7 protein-coding genes are annotated in these 19,373 nt (G+C 60.3%); 3 read left to right on the top strand and 4 right to left on the bottom strand.

Features of this window, described 5'->3' with window-relative positions:
* Positions 1-165: a cbb3-type cytochrome oxidase assembly protein CcoS gene (gene ccoS / locus D1222_RS03620; RefSeq protein WP_119452854.1), complete on the top strand. Its 165-nt coding sequence runs from the start codon at positions 1-3 to the stop codon at positions 163-165.
* Between the two features lie 70 nt (positions 166-235).
* Positions 236-1,582, top strand: coding sequence for an oxygen-independent coproporphyrinogen III oxidase (gene hemN / locus D1222_RS03615; protein WP_119452853.1), 1,347 nt, complete (start codon positions 236-238; stop codon positions 1,580-1,582).
* Positions 1,583-1,612: 30 nt separating this feature from the next.
* Here hemN and D1222_RS03610 read toward each other — a convergent pair whose 3' ends face one another.
* From D1222_RS03610 to D1222_RS03600, 3 genes are all read right to left on the bottom strand, one after another.
* Complete coding sequence (locus D1222_RS03610; RefSeq protein ID WP_119452852.1) at positions 1,613-2,758, bottom strand: acyl-CoA dehydrogenase family protein; 1,146 nt, start codon at positions 2,756-2,758, stop codon at positions 1,613-1,615.
* Positions 2,759-2,944: 186 nt separating this feature from the next.
* The gene (locus tag D1222_RS03605; protein ID WP_147371809.1) at positions 2,945-8,818 is read right to left on the bottom strand and encodes an autotransporter domain-containing protein; all 5,874 of its coding nucleotides are present in this window, start codon (positions 8,816-8,818) and stop codon (positions 2,945-2,947) included.
* A gap of 222 nt (positions 8,819-9,040) precedes the next feature.
* Positions 9,041-15,781: an autotransporter-associated beta strand repeat-containing protein gene (locus D1222_RS03600; protein ID WP_119452850.1), complete on the bottom strand. Its 6,741-nt coding sequence runs from the start codon at positions 15,779-15,781 to the stop codon at positions 9,041-9,043.
* Between the two features lie 327 nt (positions 15,782-16,108).
* Here D1222_RS03600 and D1222_RS03595 point away from each other — a divergent pair, with 327 nt between their 5' ends.
* A complete protein-coding gene (locus D1222_RS03595; RefSeq protein ID WP_119452849.1) occupies positions 16,109-17,044 on the top strand; it encodes a LysR family transcriptional regulator in 936 nt (311 codons plus the stop codon).
* Positions 17,045-17,091: 47 nt separating this feature from the next.
* Here D1222_RS03595 and D1222_RS03590 read toward each other — a convergent pair whose 3' ends face one another.
* On the bottom strand, positions 17,092-19,221 hold the full coding sequence (locus D1222_RS03590; RefSeq protein WP_119453709.1) for a S46 family peptidase: 2,130 nt from the start codon (positions 19,219-19,221) through the stop codon (positions 17,092-17,094).
* Positions 19,222-19,373 lie beyond the last annotated feature (152 nt).

Below are 19,373 nucleotides of genomic sequence, written 5' to 3'. Positions count from 1 at the left end.
ATGGAAATGCTCGCCTTTCTTATTCCCGTTGCTCTGATGCTGGGTCTGGTTGGCCTCGTCAGCTTCATCTGGGCAGTCCGCGAAGGCCAGTTCGATGACCCGGACGGCGCCGCAGCCCGCATCCTGATCGATGAGGATCACCCCGCCGAACAGGCCTGTAAGTAGGTCTACCTAAAGACCCTCAGCCTCGCCGCAGCTAGTTTTCTGCCAAGACCGAAACAAGGGATTGGCAGGCATGAGAGACGACTGGATCGAGTTCGCTGGCGCGCAGGTGCCCCGCTATACAAGCTATCCGACCGCGGTTGATTTCGATTCATCCGTGACCGCTGAAACCGTGAAGTCATGGCTGTCTGCAATCGAGGAAGGCGAAGGCCTCTCGGTCTATGTCCATATCCCGTTCTGCCGGAAGCTCTGCTGGTATTGCGGCTGCGCGACCTCTGTCCCGAACGGTTATGACCGGATCGCTTCCTATTTCGACGTCCTTCTGAAAGAGGTCGATCTCTGGTCGGAGCAGATCGGTGAGGGCAAGGTCCGTCATCTTCATTTTGGCGGCGGCACACCGAACGCGCTGTCGCCAGACGATTTCCGGCGCCTCACTCGGCATATCCGTTCACGGTTCCGAGTTGCAGCAGATGCAGAGTTCTCGGTTGAGCTCGACCCCCGCGTCCTGAGTGACGGGATGATCGAAGCGATGGCCGATAGCGGTGTGACGCGCGCCAGCCTGGGCGTTCAGACGCTGAGCCTGCCTGTCCAGAAGGCCATCAACCGGATCCAGCCGCGCTCGATGATCACCCGGCATATCGCATCGCTTCGACGGGTCGGCATCCGGGCGCTGAATGCTGACCTCATGTATGGCTTGCCCCTTCAGACCGAAGCCGATGTTGCGGAAGCAGCCGACTATTGCGCTGAGACCGGTATCAATCGCATTTCGGTCTTCGGCTATGCGCACGTGCCGTGGTTCGCCAAGCATCAGCGCGCCATCGCCGAGGCGGACCTGCCGGGGCTCGCTGAACGTATGCGCCAGGCTGAGGTCGCAGAACGCATTTTCGAGAAGGCAGGCTATTCGAGCATCGGCTTTGACCATTATGCCCTGCCGACGGACAGTCTTGCTATCGCGGCGGCCGACGGACGGCTGCGGCGCAATTTTCAGGGTTATACGGACGATCAGAGCCGCTACCTCATCGGTATCGGGCAGACAGCGATCTCAGGCTTCCCGCGAGGCTATGCCCAGGGCCAGAAGGGCCTTCTGGAATGGCGCAATAGCGTGCTGGACGGCGAGCTGCCCATCGCACGCGGCATTGCGAAGACGGGCAAGGATGAGATGCGGGCTTATGCGATCGAGCGGCTGCTCTGCGATCTGAAAGTCGATCTGGGCGATGTGCTGCATCGCTTCGGCTATGACCGCCATGAGTTCGACGCCGCGCTAGCGCGGATGCGCCAGCTTGAGGCGCATGACCTTTGCGTCATCGATGGTCTGAAAGTCAGCGTGCCTGAGACCGCGCGCCTCCTTATCCGCAATGTGGCGGCGGCCCTCGACCCGCGTCTCGTCCAGGCTGCCAAGCGCCACGCCATTGCGGGCTAGGCGCTGAGCGGCTTTTCAGTATTCAGGAATTCAGGGGCAGCCGATAGCGCGCGCGAGGCTGTTGCGGTGAATTTCGCTCGTGCCGGAATAGATCGTCGCGGCGCGGGTAAAGAAGTATTTCGCGAGTGCTTTTTCATCGTGCGGCGCAGCTTCGAGCGCGACTTCGGTGATCTCCTGATGCAGCTCGCTGGCGCGTAGTTTCATCATTGCGGAGCGGGCGGCGTCGTTGAGTTGGACGTGCTCCTTTGAGAGCCGTGCCTCCAGCGCCTCGAACCCGGTGATGTCTGCCTCGAGCACGTCCAGACGGCGCTTGAGGTCAGGGTCATTCTCTGCTGCGACCACGAACCGCGATGCAGCGCGCCAGGCCTGTCTCAGCGTCCCTGTGGTCGTGTTGTTTGAGCGGGCGATCTTCATAAGGACGCGCGCGATGCGCCAGCCATCGCCGGCCTTGCCGAGCGCGCTACTTGCAGGCGCCTTCACATTGTCGAAGTGGACTTCGCAAATCTCTTCCGAGCCGTCGATACAGCGGATCGGGCGGACCTTGATGCCGGGGAGCGACATGTCCAGCAGGAGGAAGACGAGCCCGTCGCGGCCGCTTGAGCCCGGCTCACTGCGGGCCAGCATATACATATGCGTCGCCATCTGGGCGAAGCTCGTCCAGAGCTTGGTGCCATTCAGCAGGAAATGGTCACCGGTCAGCTCTGCCTTCATCGATAGGGCAGGGAGGTCTGATCCGGCACCGGCCTCGGAGAAGCCCTGACACCATTCATGCTCGCCGGTCAGGATGCGCGGCAGGTAGCGGGCCTTCTGGGCTGGCGTGCCTTCCTGCATCAGCAGTGGTCCGATAGTGCGGATGCCGGACGACATGATGAGGGGCGCATCATTGGCGGCGCAGGCCTGCTCAAAGTAGAGCCGCTCCGCCGTCGACCAGCCTGCGCCGCCATGCATCTTTGGCCAGCTTGGCGCGAGCCATCCCTTGTCGAACAGCTTCTGGCGCCATTCCTTGCACGCCCATGAGGGTGATTTGAGTCCGGTCGTTGCGCGTCCGGCGTCTCTCAGCTCCGGCGTCAATTCTTGCATTAGAAAGCGGTCGACCTCGCGCCGGAAACGCTCCGTTGCGCCGCGATCTGTATCGGTCGCTGTCTGGCTAAACTGCGAAGAAAATGATCCATCCATGGGCAAGGGCCCTCACGTTTCAGCGTGCGCCCAGCAGACGCGTCATGAGGACAATCGCCAATGAGGAACACTACCTAGCGCGGCGTCAGGCGCACGCGCAGTCCATTCGGCCTTATGCCGCCCCCAACGAAAAGGCCCCCTCCCGGTGAGGGGAGGGGGCCTAATTTAGTAGATGCTCCGGGAGCCTCAGAAAGCGATGGCGATGCGGGCATTCACGCTTTGCTGCTCTGTTCCGTCGCCAAACTGACCTTGATAGCCAAAGCCTAATGTCGCAGCGGACGAAATATCCAGATCGAGCCCAGCATCGACCACCGCTGCATCGCGCGCAGCGGTCACGCCCTGAACCGTGAAAGCAACGCTGTTCGCGAACCTGTTGGTCGAGAAGGTATCAAGGTCGCCATGGGCACGCTGCCACCCGGCTGAGGCGTGGAATCTGCCCGTCATATTCGAGAGATTGAAGGCAGAGGAGGACAGCCGTGCGCCGAGTGTGGTGAGGGTCGTGTCAACTGTGTCGCCTTCCACAGTAAGTGCACTTGGCCCGCCATTTTCGGTGAAGCCGTCCGTCTCTAGATTGACGTAGGCGACATTCGCGAAAGGCTCGATTTCGATGCCTCCCGTCGCAAAGCTGTATCCGATCTCCCCGAAGGCTTGCGCCGTCCGTGCGTCTGTGCTGCCCTTTGTGCGATCGTTCAGGTTTGCGCTGACGATGCGGCGTGAAACCTCGCTGTCGTGCCAGCTATAGGCTGCGCCGGTGCGAAGTGACAAAGCCCCCCAAGTCTTGCCGCCATAGACGCCAAGATGGACATTGTTGCTGTCACCCGATGACGCGAGCGCCTCGACATCATGACCTGACTGGCTGAAGCTGCCCATGACGCCGGCGCGCCAGCCATTAGAGAAAGCTCGATCTGCGCCCAGCAACACCCCTGCGGCATCGGTGTCGAGGGAAGCAATGTTGTCGGTTCCGTCCGTATTGCCCCATCCGCCCAATACTGTTGACCAGACGGCATCCACCGAGGCGCTGCCTGTCTGGTCGACAGGGGCGCGCAAACGAAGGTTTACCGCGTCGCGGGTCAGGCGACTTTGCGCGATGTAGGCAGCTTTTCGTGAGGCGTAGATCTCACCGGACAGAAGATCATACGAGGCGCGCGCAACCGAAGCATCCTGCACGATGACTGCGCCGAAGAGGGCATCGCTGGTCGCGAGACCTGCAAGGCTGGTTGCGACGGAGAGCTGGTTCGCCGTCTGGGCGACATCCGTCAGCGCAACACCATTTCGGGTAAGCGTTAGAGCAACGGAGTTCGCGCCATAGCTGAGAGAAGCGTCAAGGAAAGCGAAGTCTGACGTGACGCCGCCAAACGTTCCGTTTACCCCACCATCAGCCGTCAGGATGGTGTATGTGCTCGTCGGCGCGTAGATGCCGTCTAAGCCGATGTGCTGGACCGACGTACCGCTATCGATGGTGGCAGTGCCGGAAACCGCAATCAGGTCACTTGCAGAGCCCGCCGGGTCCACTTCGACTTCATAGACGGCCCCCGCGCCAAAGCTTGCATCGCCCGCGACGGTCAGCGTTCCAATTGAGTTGCCCGGCGCGATGGTGCCGCTGACATCCAGACTGCCAAGTGACCCGCTCCCTTCAAGCGCGCCATTTTCGCCGATGGTGATGTCGCCGCCTAGTCCAGGCGTGGTTGCATCGCCGCCATTGATAATAAGCGTGCCCTCGGAGATCAGCGTGTTGCCGGAGAAAGGATGCAGGCCGTTCAATGTGACAGCGCCGCTGCCCGTTTTCTCAAGGGAGCCGTCTCCTGACAGCGTACCGTTGAAGTCGCCATCACCATCCTGATCAAAGATGAGCGCGCTTGCGTTCGCAATATCGCCGAACAGGGAATCGGTATCGCCGATCAATGTACCTGCCAGGATCTGCGTACCGCCCAAATGCGTATTTTTCCCGCTGAGGCGCAGGCGCGCATTCCCCTGTTTGATTAGAACGCCAGAGCCGGAAAGATCGCCGCTATACTCATTATCTATGCCCTGATCGAAGATCAGTACGCTGTCATTGACGATCGGGCCGACCAGCCTGCTGGAGTCGATGATGAGTGTGCCTTCGCGAATTTCCGTGACGCCTGTGTAGGTATTGAACCCGCTGAGCCGCAGACGACCGTCGCCAGTCTTGATGACACCGCCTTCGCCCTCAACGCTATTGGTAAATCCAAGTTCAGTTCCGTTGGCCACATCGACAATGCTATCGGCGGTCAGGATGACTTTTCGGTCGGTGTCAAAGGTCGCGGTGGTAAAGAGCCTACCGCCAGCGAGGACCAGTTCGCTGGCTACGTCACCAAGGTTGCGGTCCTCGGTTACCAGCAAGGTACCCGCTTCGATGATCGTGCCGCCGGTGTAAGTGTTATTGCCCAGAAGGCTGAGGACACCGTCGCCACGTTTGATGAAGGTGCCGCTGCCCGACACGTTATACCCATATCGACGGCTGGCACTCTGGTCGAAGACGAGCTCGCCCGAATTTGCGACGTCGCCCCGGATAGAGGATGAGTTGCCAATCAGCGTGCCTTCGACAATTTCGTGGTTGAAGACCCCATTCGCGCCGGTCAGGCGCAGCGTACCGCCTCCGAGTTTCCGGAACTTTCCTGAACCAGTCAGCCGGCCCGAAAGGTGGAGTTCGGTGTCGGCAGCGACATTCACGCTGCCGTTCGTCGAGATTAACACGGAGCGCGCGCTTTCGAAGCTCTCCGTCGTTGCCAACGTGCCGCCATAAAGCCGTAGGCTTCCGTGGCTATCCCCAAGATTGGCGTCAGACGAAACTGAAACGGTGCCGCCTTCGATACGAGTTGTACCTGTATAGGTATTCTGGCCCGCAAGGATAAGAGTGCCAGCCTCTCTCTTTATCAGGCTCGCGTGTCCGGTGAGACTAGACGAGATGGTTGCGGTCATATCTGGATCGCCCGATCCGTCGCCAACCCTGAATATGTTCTGGCCGTTCGAACCAGCAAGCCTTAGCGCGTCGCCCTGAACCAGGATGCCATCACTGGCGAACTGCATGCCGGATGTAGAGATCTCGCCGTTCGAATTATCGACAGTGATCGTGATGTCCCGGCCCTGAATGACAGCAAAACCGCCTTGCCATTCATCATTCGTATTCCCGTCAGGCCGGGTCCAGTTGGTCTGCCCAAGGCTCCAGGTGCCAGATCCTGTATCGATTGCGCCATTCGCCTCAGTCTGCGTCCCATCCCAGAATTGAACCGTGAGGACATCGGGGTCTGGACCCGGAGCAGCCGTGTCGACAACTAGATTGATGCGGTTGGCTAGCGCAGTCTGAACGATGACATTGTTTGTGCCGGCCGGCACCGAACCAACCTCCAGTCCATTGTCGGTGAGAGACCCGCCAAAATCCATCAGGCGATACACGCCGGGACCGAATTGGCCTGCGTCGGCAACGTTTACCGTGCCATCAAGTGTCAGATCGCCAGATATGTCGAACAGGGCAGTGTCTGAAGGCGTGCCGAGGGCAACATCTACATTTGAGCCCTCTGACAGTGTGAGGCTCCCCATTGAAAGAGTTTGGCCAGTATTGCCTTCTAGTGTGCCACCATCTGCGATGGTCACCAGTCCCCCCACGCTGCCAGCACCCGAAAGACTGGCGCCTGTGCTGACATCGGCATCACCTTCTATTGAGCCATCGACGATCAGCGTGCCGTTCGCGACGGTTGTGCCGCCTGAGTGTCGATGATTGCCAGTCAGGCGCAGAGCACCGACGCCTGTTTTCAAGACGCTTCCGCTCCCGATGATTTGCCCGTCAAATGTTAGCGCGTCGCTTCGGCTGAAAATCAACGAGCCATCATTGGTGACAACTCCGGTGATGGAACCGCTTGTGCCGCCATCGCCGATCTGGAGGGTGCCACCATCAATTGATGTACCCCCAGTATGGGTATTTTCACCCGTCAATATCGTCGTGCCTGCGAACTGCCGGATTACGCCACGTCCGCTGATGTCCGCTGAGAGAATATAGTCGTCTTCAGAGTGGCTGAGTGAAACTGCACTCCGCTCGCCTGTCACGACAATAGCGGCGGCATCTACATTGCCGGCACCTGCGGCTCCTGAAACTGAGCCGATATAGAGTGTACCACCCTCTCCACCAATCTTGATCGTTCCAGCGCCATCACCCGCGGAAATGGTCGCGCCCTCGCTGACTGTCAGCCAGCTGCTGTCGCTGATCCCGAAAGTGTTCGCGGCTGAAAGAAGCGAGTTTTCGCCAGAGACTGTCGCCTCCCCGTTGCTGATTACAACGTTGGTTGCTTCGACAACACCGCCATCGATGATGTCGAGATACCCTCGAGCTTCCACTCGTCCGATACCGAGGGTAGACGTAGTTATCGAAGTCCCTGCGCCACTGACGGAGATCCACGCAGATTCGAACGGGTCAAAGCCACCAGCAATTATTCTGTTGGCGGTGACGGTGCCGCCATCGAGAACTTTTAGCGATCCACCGCTGAGACTCACCGAATTCGTATGGTATGAAGCGCCGCTACCGGTCACTGTCACGCCGCCGCCGCGGCTAATATCTCCAGGAAACTCGGATACGCCGATCCGGTCGAAGCCGGATGGGCTGGACAGCGTGCCATTTTTAACGATGACTTCGCCGCCATTGATGGACATTCTCGACGCAGTCGTCAGTGTTGTATTGTCGATGATGACGTCACCCCCAGTGACAATAAAATCATCGCTAAGTGTGCTGCTCCCTGTCAGGGTGAGCGTTCCATCCTCTTCTTTTTCCAGCGTGCTGATATTCGACAGCCCATTGATCGTTGTGTCGCCATCTCCCCGAATGGTGAGTTGCTGGTCAGCCCCATTTCCCGTCACTCCGCCAGACAGGGTCAAGGATCCGTTGAAGGACAGGATATCCGCAGAGCCACCAAGATTGACCACACCGGAAAAAGAGTTGTCGCCGGTGTCGCTTTGAAGAAGCGCTAACGCCGTATTGTCACCGATGGAGTTGAGCGCCTGCTTGTCGATTGTGACGCCACCCCGAAGCAATAGCCTCCCGTCAGATAAAACATCGACGCTGCCCGATGCGGCACCAAGCGAATTGTCGCTCTGAGCGACGATCGTGCCGCCGGAAATAGAAGTATTGCCAGTATAGGTGTTGTTACCAGAAAGCCTCAGGATGCCTGTGCCCGACTTCGAAATGGATCCCGATCCGGAGATTTCGTTTGAGAGCGTGTAGGTTTCCTCAGTTGATATATCGAGCGCTCCATCGGTCCAGATACCGCCCGTAATCACGCCGGTCCGGTCAAGGGACAGCGAATTTGTGCCGCCCGTAAAGTGGAATGCGTTTGCCGTTTCCGTGCCTGCGCCGTTGGAACCGCCTGCCACCGTGCCGGCAAGCGTGACATCCAGATTTGCGCCTTCCATTCCGGTCCCGCCAGCACCCCCACCACCTGCGCCGTCGCCATCAGCGCCGCCATCGCCGCCGCTGATTATAGAGCCGGCAGCGATCGTCACGGATTTTTCGGATGGATCGGTAAAAACGAGGCCCTTGCCGCCATCTCCGCCGCGGCCAGCGGGCTGTCCGCTCCCGCCAAGGCCGCCATTCCCGCCGGTTACACTTGCTGACAGTGTACCGAGGGAGCCTGAGCCGGTGACAACATAACCATAGCCGCCAGCGCCGCCGCCCCCACCGCCGGAACTGGCTCCGCCGTGTTCGCCATTCCCGCCATTGGTGCCGGTAACGGATGCGGTGGGCAGGCTAGTCCCCACACCACCATGTGCACCGCCATCGCCGCCTGATGCGGGGCTTGCACCAGAGCCATCACCCCCATCGCCGCCGACCTCTCCGGCACCGCCGCCACCGCCGCCCGATGTCCCAGACCCCGCCGTTCCATTGTTGCCGCTGCCCGTGGCGACGCTTTGACCGCCCTCTCCGGCGTTGGCACCGCCGCCATCGCCACCCCTCTCCGCGTGGGCAAGGCCGACGGGAAGCGCAACTATAAGGACCAGTAGCGCAGTCGATTTCATCAACTGGCCTCTGACAGCCTTCGTGGATCGTTTTGTCATGGTCCCCTCCATCGCGAATTTCTGGCGCAACGCGACAGGTAATCCCGTAGCGCACGACAAATCGTCATCTAGAGGGGAGACGGTCTATCACCCAGAAATAGAATGCAAGCCAATTCAGATCGGCGCGAGACGGCTTGTGCTCTCAATATTCGCAATGGTCATGAGAAAAAGCCCCCTCCCGATCTTGGGAGAGGGCCTGATTTGGTGGATGCGCCGAGAGCCTCAGAAAGCGAAGGCGACGCGGGCGTTCACGCTTTGCTGGTTTGAGCCGTCGTCGAACTGGCCCTGATAGGTGATGCCGAGCTTCGCCGAGCGCGACAGGTCGAAATCGACGCCGGTTTCGACCACGCCTGTGTCGCGGGCCAGGGTGACGCCTTCGACTGTAAAGGCATCACCGCCGCTGAGACGATTAGTCGAGAAGCTGCGCACGTCGCCAAAAGCGTGTTGCCATCCGATTGAGCCTTTCAGGCGGCCGGTCACGCCGGCCACTGCGAATGGATAGGACAGGCGCGTTCCGAGCGTGGTGAGCGTGCTGTCTGCGGAACTGCCATTCACCGTAAGGGAGCTTGGCCCACCGACCTCGCTGACCCCGTCGAGATCAATATTGACGTAAGCGACATTGAGGAACGGCTCGATCTGAGCCACGCCGGTGCTCATGTCATAGGCGATTTCTCCATAGACCTGCGAGGTGGTGGCATCGGCGCCGGACCGTGCACGGTCGAACAGGTTCGCGCTGAGGATACGGCGGCTGGTCGAGATATCGTGCCACGAATAGTCAGCGCCGCCGCGCAGCGAGATCATGCCCCACGCCTTGCCGCCATACACGCCGAGGTGGACATTGTCGCTCTTCGCAGAAGAGGCGCGTTGGTCCACATCGTGGCCAGAATGGCTGACGCCGCCCATGATGCCGGCCTGCCAGCCTGAAGCGAACGTGCGGTCGAGGCCGAACAGGACGCCGTCAGTGTGGTTGTCCATCGTCGCGGTATTGCCCTCTCCATCAACGGTGCCCCAGCCGCCAAAAGCGTGAGCCCAGCCGGTGAAGCCCTGACCGTTCTCTGGCTGGGCAGTCTGTGAGCGCAGGCGCAGGCTCGCTGCGTCACGCGTATGGCGGCTGTCATTGATGAGGGCGGTCTTGCGCGAGGCGTAAACCTCGCCCGAGACCATGTCGTATGATGCGCGGGCCGACACCTCATTCTGGACGAGGATGGCGCCGTAGAGCGCGTTTCCGAAACCGAGGCTCTCAACGCTGCCCGCTGCAGCGCGCTGGTTCATCGTCTGGGCGACGTCCGCCAGGTCGATGTCATTGCGCGTGAGGGTCAGCGCGACCGAATTGGCGTCATAGCCAAGCGCCGCGTCGAGGAAGGCAAAGTCGGTATCGACGCTGCCGAACGTGCCGTTGACCCCGCCATCAGCAGTCAGGATCGTATAGGTGCTGGTCGGTGCGTAGACGCCATCTAGACCGATATGGCGAACAGATGCGCCGCTATCGATATTGGCGCTGCCCGAGACGGCAATCAGATCGCTTGCGGTGCTGGCAGGGTCAACTTCCACTTCATAGACAGACCCGGCGCCGAAGCTCGCATCGCCCGCTACGGTTAGAGTGCCGATGGAGTTGCCCGGCTTGATCGTGCCATTGACCACGAGGTCGCCAACGGAGCCGCTACCGCCGAGCACGCCATTCTCACTGACGGTCACTGTCCCGCCTAGCCCGGCTTCATCGGCGCTGCCACCATTCACGACAAGCATGCCGTCAGAGATCATCGTGTCGCCGGAGAAAGGATGGAGCCCGTCAAGCGTGACCGTCCCGCTTCCCGCCTTCTCAAGCGAGCCGGAGCCGGAAAGCGTGCCGTCGAAGGCGCCGTCTTCATCCTGATCGAAAATGAGCGAGGCCTCATTGGTGATCCTGCCCGAAAGCGACGTGGTGTTGCCGATCAGCGTCCCCGCGAGGACCTGCGTGCCGCCAGCATAGCTGTTCGCCGCGCTGAGGCGCAGGCTGCCATCTCCGAGCTTGATGAGGGCGCCAGCGCCTTCAATGGCGCTGGTGAGGTCGAGTTCGGTATCGCCAGCGACGTCGATATTGCCGTCGGCATTGAGGGCGAATGAGCGGGCAGACTCGAAGCTGGCTGTCGTTGCCAGCGTGCCGCCGTTGAAGGTCAGCGCGCCTGCGTCAGCACCGAGATTTTCATCGGCAGAGATCGAGAGAATACCGCCAGCAATCTCTGTTCCGCCTTGATAGGTGTTGGTGCCAGCAAGGCGCAGCGTGCCGTCGCCGCTCTTGGTCAGTTTACCTGCGCCCGAAACTTCGCCGTTCAGAGCGAGTTCGGTGTCGGCGTCGGTGCTGACTTTGCCGTCGCTCTCGAGCACGACGCTGCGCTCGCTTTCGAACGAGCCGGTCGTGATGAGTGTGCCGCCAGCAAAAGTCAGCGTGCTGCTGGCGCCGCCAAGATTGTTGTTGGCTGAGATAGAGAGGCTTCCGGCCTGGAGGCGCGTGCCGCCAGTGTACGAGTTGGCGCCTGAGAGCGTCAGGATACCGTCGCCGCTTTTGACGAGGCTTCCCGTGCCGGAAATCCGGTTAGCGAACGCGCCTGCAGCGTCCTGATCGAAGACCAGCTCACCCGCATTGGCGACGTCGCCGCGAATGGAGGTGGTGTTACCTATCAGCGTGCCTGCAGTGATCTCTGTGCCACCTGTATAGGTGTTCGTGCCAGTCAGGCGCAGCGTGCCATTTCCGAGCTTGATGAGACGTCCAGTGCCGCTCACCGTGCCGGATAGACCGAGGCTGGTATCGGCCGCGACGTCTACACCGCCACTGGCCTCCAGAAACACCGCCCGTGCACTGTCGAAACTCGCTGTTGTGGCAAGCGTGCCGCCCGACAGTGTCAGTGCGCCGGACGTCGCCCCGAGATTGCTGTCGGACGAAACCGACAGAGCTCCTGACGCGATATCGGTGCCCCGGGTATAGGTATTATCGCCCGAGAGAACGAGCGTCCCGAGGTCCGATTTGACGAGTTCGCTCGCGCCGGTGATCACCGATGAAATCGTAGCCGTCATCGAAGCTCCGGCCGCGGTGCCGTCACCAACACGGATGACGGTTCCCCCATTCGCGCCTGCCAGTGTCAGTACATCGCCTTCCACGGTCGTGCCGGTATTGGCGAACTGCATGCCGCCAATGGTGATCGCGCCGTTGGAGTTGTCGATATTGATAGTGCCAGCCGGACCCTGGAATACCGCGAAGCCGCCGTCCCATTCATCATTCGTATTGCCGTCGGCACGTGTCCAGTTGGTCTGATCCAGCGTCCAGGTACCAGAGCCGCCGTCGATCGCGCCATTCGCGCTGGTCTGCGAGCCATCCCAGAACTGGATATAGGGAGTCGGTGTCGGGCCCGGGGTTGGATCCGGCGTGGGCCCTGGACCTGCAGGAGGTGGAGGAGGGGGCGGCGGTGGCGGCGTCCCACCAACGACCAGATTGACCTGATTGGCCAGCGCGGTCTGAACGACGACATCGCTGCTACCTGCCGGTGTTGAGCCGACTTCCAGTCCATTGTCTGTGAGGTTGCCGCCATAGCTCATGAGGCGATAGACGCCGTCGCCATAGCCGCCTGCATCGGTCGCGTTGACGGTGCCGTCCAGGGTAAGGTCGCCTGTGACGTCGAAAAGAGCCGTGTCCGAGGGCGCACCAAGTGCGACGTCGATGCTTGATCCGCTTGAAAGCGACAGGGAACCCATCGAAAGGCTTTCGCCGCTGCTACCCTCCAGCGTGCCGCCATCCGCGATGGTGACAAGCCCGCCGACACTGCCATTGCCAGAGAGGCGTGCGCCGGTGCTGACATTGGCGTCGCCAGCGATTGAGCCATCAACGACAAGCGCGCCGTCAGAGACGGTCGTGAGGCCTGAATAAGTGTTAGCGCCCAGCAAGCGAAGCGTGCCTGCGCTTACCTTGGTAACGCTGCCATTGCCGGAGATGATGCCGTTATAGTTAAGGTCGTCACTACGGCTGAAAACGAGCGAACTATTATTGACCACATCACCGAGGATCGAGCCGGTGGTGCCACCATTGCCGATTTGAAGCGTACCGCCCGAAATGAGCGTCCCGCCAGCATAGGTGTTGGCGCCAGTCAGGATGGTTGTGCCGGCAATCTGACGAACTTCACCATCGCCGTCGATATCAAGCGCAAACGTGTATCCAGCGTCGGTGTGATTGAAAACGATTTCACCATCACCCGCGCCGAACTGAATTGACCCAGCCGATACTGTGCCGACGCCGGCGGCTGCATCACCTGCAGCGGCACCGATGTTCAGTGTGCCTTCGGACCCTGCATCTCTTGCGATAATCAAAGGTCCTGCGCCACCGGCAACGGATACGTTGCCGCCTTCGGCAACCGTCAGGGAACCTTGCCCGCCATAACCGAGGGTGAAGTCACCTGAAGAAGAGATCTCAGAATTCGCTCCGGTGACGAGTGTCGTTGCCTGAGAGCCACCATTCAGCGCGATGTGGAAGGTGTTTGCCGAAACCTCCCCACCATCAGCTACGGTCAAGTCTGCGATAGTCGAAAGGCCGTGGAAGAAAGTATCAGTTGCGGTCCAGCTTGACCCACTGCCACTTACAAGGGCGCTTCCGCTTGAAGGCCCGCCATTGCCTATATTGGAAGAGTCCGTGGACAGCGTGCCACCGCCCAGGATTTCAAGGCGGCCTTGTCCACCGGCGGCGCCAACGGAAAAGTCTCTCGCGCCTGTCCAGCTCGCATTCGGCCCATTGATTGTAAGGGTGGAAACTGTCGTGCCCAAACCAACAATGGTTTGGAAGCCATTCTGTATCACGGCCGAATTGTCGACGATAAGTTCGCCTTCCGATATCCGGAAGTTGTTGATGGTTTTGTCAGCGCCAGTGAAAGTCCAAGTGCCTGCGCCGTCTTTTCTGACAGCAATCGCATTGTCGAATGCGCCGAAAAATGTCCCGTCGCCTGCACCACCGAAATATACAGTGCCGGTGCCGTCGATGTTGCCCGTTAGCGTCAGGCGGTCAGCGTCGGAATTGATCCGCGCATCGGCGACGGTGATGTCACCGCCATAGGCGTTGTTGCCTGAGATATTCCGCAGCGCGCCGCCGTTTGACACGCCGGTACCGTTGAGAGTGAGCGCTTCGCCCGTAATGTTGATCCCGCCTGCGAGTTCCAGAGCGCCGCCGCTCTGCACGAGCGTGCCTTGCGCCGCGCTACCGAGTGCAGCGTCACTTTCAGCACGCAACGCGCCTGCCCGTATGGTCGTCTGTCCGGTATGAAGATTATTGCCGCTGAGCGTCCAGGTGCCGGCGCCATCCTTCAGAAGCTCAATGATCTGTGAGCCAAAAGTCCCACTTACGACCCCATTTCCTGCACCACCGAGTGCGAGATCGGCGTTCAGCGGGCTGCCACCCCCCGTTTCACCATTGATTTCACCGGCGAGGGTCAAGGTTCCAGCTTCAGAGTTGACGCGAGAATCCGCGTTCAGCACGAGATCGCCTGAGATTGTATTCGCCCCCGAAGCATTACGGATCGCCCCGTCGCTGGAAACGCCATCTCCGAAAAGCACCACTGTTTCGCCGGTCGTGATATTGCCTTCAAGCTCAAGTGCTGCGCCGTTTCTCACCGCGGTTTCAAATGCCCCGCCCAGAGCCTGATCGCTGCGGATGTTCACGACGCCCTCGCGAATATTTAGAAAACCGAGGAAGGTATTATCGCCGCTGAGGACAAGTGTACCTTCCCCCGTCTTTGCAAAGCCGAAGCCACCCGAAATTTCACCCGAAAGCGCGAGCTCAGTTGAGGCGGCAACATTGATATCGTCCATACCGCTGCCGATCAGGAGTGTTATGTCACGAGCAGAAGCAAAGCTTGCTGTTGTTGCCAGCGTGCCGCCGCCCAAAGTCAGCGTGCCAGACGATGCGCCGAGATTGTTGTCGGCAGAGACTGAGAGCGTACCGCCTGAGATGGTAGTGCCGCCGGAATATGTGTTAGCCCCGGTAAGCGTTAGTGTTCCCGTATCAGATTTGGAAATAGAGCCCGTTCCAGAGATCACGTTTGAAAGCGTGTAGGTCGCATCATCGTGGGCGATGTCTAGATCGCCGTCGGTGCGGATGCCGCCCGTGATAACCCCTGTAGATGTAATGGAGAGCGTGTTCGTGCCGCCGGTGAAGTTGAAGGCGTTTGCTGTCGCGCTTCCAATGCCATTCAGTCCGCCAGATACGGTCCCTGCGAGCGTAACATTGAGGTTGGAGCCTTCCAGACCGGTGCCGCCGGAGCCGCCTGCGCCCGCATAAGGTCCGCCATTGGTGCCGCCGTTGCCGCCAGAAACGGTGGTGCCGGATGCAATCGTAAAGGTTGCGCCTGCCGCGTCAGAGAAGACAAGCCCCTTGCCGCCATCGCCGCCGCGCCCGCCGGAAAAGCCATTTGCACCATTGCCACCATTGCCCCCCGTTCCGCCGTATGCATCCGCCGCAAGGTTGCCGAGATTTCCAGTACCTGTGACGACATAGCCATACCCACCAGCTCCGCCGCCGCCGCCATTGCCGGAGCCCGTAGCGTTTCCACCATCGCCCCCATCACCACCGGTGAAAGTCGCAACGGGAAGGCCAGCCCCAACGCCGCCATGCGCTCCGCCTCCTCCGCCCCCGCCACTGGTAGTACCATTTTCGCCGCGCCCGCCGTCGGCGCCCGCTGTCTGGCCGCCTTGGCCGCCTGCCCTGAAAGCGTCTCCTGCGCCGTCGCCGCCAACTTCCCCGGCACCACCGCCGCCGTGGTCTGCAAACGGTCCTCTTTGACCTGTCTGACCTGTGCCGAGCGTTCTGCTTTGTCCCCCACCGCCACCGCCACCACCATCACCGCCCTTTTCGGCATGCGCGAGCCCGGCAGGAAGGATGGCAACAATAGCCGCAAGCGCGGTCGTTATCATAAGGCGGCCTTTGACGGCCTTGGTGGTGCGTGCGGTCATTTCTGGTCCTCAGATGCTGGGGGCAGGCGCCGAATGTGGCGGAAACCGGTCGTGCGGATCGAGCAGACAGGGTTCACCCGGTGGTTCAGGCGGCATTTGAGCTCACGCGCGCCATCGCTACTTGAGGTCGTCTACCGTGCGGGAAATGAACCGGACGGGCGCGTCACGGCAATGGCCAGTATTTGAATATGAAATATTTTAAAATTGAATATGAGGCTTAGGGGGCGCCCAATTCGCGTGCAAACTGTACAGTATATTGCGTACCGCTGAATAACCTATAGAGGGGGTTATAGGTTATCGTTTATTCGTTTGGGGAATGATTTAACAATGGCTAAAGAAGTTGTAGCTGACCGGCATATCCGCGATTTGCGGCGTATCGATCTTAACTTGCTCCTGGTCTTCGAGGCGATCTTCAAAGCCGAGAGTGTCAGCCAGGCCGCCCAGACGCTTGGTATGGCGCAGCCGACCGTCAGCAACGCGCTCAACCGGTTGCGGGAGCAGTTTTCCGACCGCTTGTTCGTGCGCTCTGATCGGGGGGTCCGTCCGACGCCACTTGCCTTGAGCCTTGCTGGTCCGATCTCGGATGCGCTTAATCTTCTGCGGAGCGGCCTACAGGCAGAAGCTGACTTCGACGTTGCAACGGCCAACCGTCATTTCAAACTCATCCTGCATGATTACAGCGTGCCGTCCGTCCTGCCGCCGCTTCTGAAGCTGCTGGATCATCGCGAATCCAGCTGCAAGCTGGAGGTCATTACGCCGGACTGGCAGCGCCCGCATGACGCGCTGACGAATGGCGAAGCCGATCTCATGCTGGATGTGTACCCGGTAAAGACGCCGGGCCTTGTGTTTGAGCCGATCACGGATGTGGAAGCATCATATATCGTTCGCGAAGGTCATCCCGTCGTGACGCATGAGATGACGAGAGAGCATTTCGAAACGCTGGGGCACGCAGTGTTGCAAACGCCAATCCAGCAGCGCCTGCAGGTGCCTCACATGTTGATGGCCGAGCAGCTGAAGCGCAGGGAGGTCTGCATTCTACCGAATGCGTCGGATCTGGCGCTGACAATTGCGACCACTGACCTGATCGCGGCCGTTCCGAAGCGTTTTGCGACGCTGGTGGCGCCATTCTACCGGCTTCGGGTTCTGCCGGCGCCCTTCGATTATCCGAAATTCAAGATGTTCCTGTCCTGGTCTAGTGACAAGAATGATGACCCCGGCCTGCGCTGGATCCGCAATGTGATCCGCAACATCTTTATCGACTAGTCGAAAGAGGCTACCGCGCGAGGCCGGGCGTCTATATTCGGGCGAGTTTATTCGCCGCTGACGATGGTCATTTCCTCGATCAGGCGATCAGCGGCATCAACCTTGTCCATGACCCAGAGCATGTAGCGGGAGTCGACATGAATGGTGCGCGTGGTGCGTGGGTCGAAATCCCAGTCGGAATTCACGCTCTCGATCGTGCCATCAAAAAGAAGGCCGACCAGTTCGCCCTTGCCGTTCATCGTCGGCGAGCCGGAGTTGCCGCCCGTCGAGTCGAGATCAGACAGGAAGTTGACCGGCACAGAGCCGAGCGTGTCGAGCGCGTACTGGCCGTAATCGCCTGCTTCGATCAGGTCGAGCTGGCGCTGCGGCGAGTTGAATGGCTCTTCGCCTGTGTCTTTCTCGGTGATGCCTTCCAGCGTCGTGAACGGCGTGTAGACGAGGCCATCCTTCGGTGAGCCACCAAGGACGGTGCCGTAGGTAACGCGAAGGGTCGAGTTGGCGTCAGGATAAGCTGCGAAGCCTTCGCTGGCCTGCCAGTCGATGATGGCCTGCATATAGTCAGGGCGAAGCGAAGCCATGCGGCCTGCGCGGTCCTTGGCGGCGGCTTCCATCTCGCGGTCGGTTTCATAAAGGGCGACGGCGAGTTCGATGAACGGGTCGTTGCTCTCTCCGAAGAAGCTCGGCTCCTGCTCCATCAGGGAGAGGCGGAACTCGGTCTCATCGAGCTCAGTTTCGGCGTAATAGGTGTCGAGAATGTCCGACACCGCTTCTTCGTCCCAGTTTTCCGGCAGGCCGAGCGCTTCATCGAAAGCGGCGACGCGCACGGTGTCGCTCGCGGTCATGTAGTCCTTCAGGAAGAGCATCCACTCTGCCTTTTCGACGGCTGGGTCGAAGCGGCGATCGAGCGCCTGCAGACCCTGGCGGAAGAAGGTCATATCGCGTTCCTGATAGCCGCTTTCGCGTTCTTCATTCGGCTTCTGACGCTCCAGCGACAGGCGGTAGAGGCGCTTTGCTGCAGACAGGAGCTGCGACCGGTTGGCGTTGGAGTAACCCCAGTTCTCACGGCTGACCTCCGCGCTTTCGGCGCTGAGGGCGTCGAGTGCGGCAAGGGTCGCTGCATAGTCGGTGCCGCCGGACTGCTGGGCGATCCAGGTGTTGAGCGCCGCTTCGCGCTCTGCGCGCCGGCCCACGAGGTCAACGCGGCGCGCGCCTTCGATCTGGCCGCCAAGGTTCTTCATGTAGTTGTTGAGACCAGCAAGGCGCGACTCATACTTGATGCGCGCATCGGAGCCAGCAGGTGCGGCGTCTTCGATCGCAGCGATCCAGTCTGCGAGAAGCGCCTGAAACTCCGGATACTGCCAGTTGAAGGTCTGCTCGACCTCGGTCAGGCGGGTATAGCGCTGGGTGGAGCCTGGGTAGCCAGCTGCCATGACGAAGTCGCCATCATTCAGGCCGCCCGCTGACACTTTAAGGACGTGCTCTGGCTTAAACGGGACGTTCTCTTCGGCATAGTCTGCTGGCAGGCCGTCCGGGCCGACATAGGCGCGGTAGAACGCGAAGTCGCCGGTGTGACGCGGCCACATCCAGTTGTCGATGTCGCCGCCATATTTGCCGATGCTATCGCCCGGGCCGTAGACGAGCCGGACGTCGCGGATCTCCAGACGGTCGATCAGCTTGTACTGAAGGCCGCCATAGAAGGACGAGACCTGACAGCGGTGCCCGGCCTGCGCTTCACACTCAGCGACAATTGCTTTCTCGGCATTGTCGACGACGGCGAAGATTTCCTCGCCGGACATGCCTTGCTCGATATTGCCGCGCACGCGTTCGGTGACGTCCTCGACGTTCACAGTGACATAAACGCGGGTGCCGGGTGCTGCGGCGCGTTCGTCTTCAAGGCTGCCCGCCAGGAAGCCTGTCTCGAGGAAGTTCTCTTCCTCGGTGGAGTTGTACTGGATAGAGCCGCGGGCGCAGTGATGGTTGGTCACGACGAGGCCGGTCGGCGACACGAAGCTGGCGGTGCAGCCGCCGAGCGAAATGACGGCGCCCATGGGGAATGCGGTAAGATCGGTCAGCGAGGCGGGGTCAAGCTCCAGCCCTAATTCGCGAAGGTCATCAGCAATCTGAGGCAGTTGGTCCGGCGTCCACATGCCTTCCTTGGCTGAGGCCGTCTGGGCCATGCCAGCAATGCAAAGCGCGACAACTGAAACAGTGCCGAGGCGCGCGGCCAATTGTTTGGTCTCAGATTTTCTGGATGACATGAATAGCTCCGGTTTGGGCAAAAGGATGCAAATGAAACTATTCGATATCCGCCCAATCGGAGGCCCACAAG

It is taken from the genome of Henriciella algicola (assembly GCF_003576245.1).
Classification (GTDB): domain Bacteria; phylum Pseudomonadota; class Alphaproteobacteria; order Caulobacterales; family Hyphomonadaceae; genus Henriciella; species Henriciella algicola.
This window is presented reverse-complemented; position numbering and strand designations above follow the sequence as displayed.

Excerpts from the sequence above, each read along its gene's own strand:
- ccoS (WP_119452854.1), top strand. The coding sequence starts at position 1 with ATGGAAATGCTCGCCTTTCTTATTCCCGTTGCTCTGATGCTGGGTCTG.
- hemN (WP_119452853.1), top strand. The coding sequence starts at position 236 with ATGAGAGACGACTGGATCGAGTTCGCTGGCGCGCAGGTGCCCCGCTAT.
- D1222_RS03610 (WP_119452852.1), bottom strand. The coding sequence starts at position 2,758 with ATGGATGGATCATTTTCTTCGCAGTTTAGCCAGACAGCGACCGATACA.
- D1222_RS03605 (WP_147371809.1), bottom strand. The coding sequence starts at position 8,818 with ATGACAAAACGATCCACGAAGGCTGTCAGAGGCCAGTTGATGAAATCG.
- D1222_RS03600 (WP_119452850.1), bottom strand. The coding sequence starts at position 15,781 with ATGACCGCACGCACCACCAAGGCCGTCAAAGGCCGCCTTATGATAACG.
- D1222_RS03595 (WP_119452849.1), top strand. The coding sequence starts at position 16,109 with ATGGCTAAAGAAGTTGTAGCTGACCGGCATATCCGCGATTTGCGGCGT.
- D1222_RS03590 (WP_119453709.1), bottom strand. The coding sequence starts at position 19,221 with ATGGCCCAGACGGCCTCAGCCAAGGAAGGCATGTGGACGCCGGACCAA.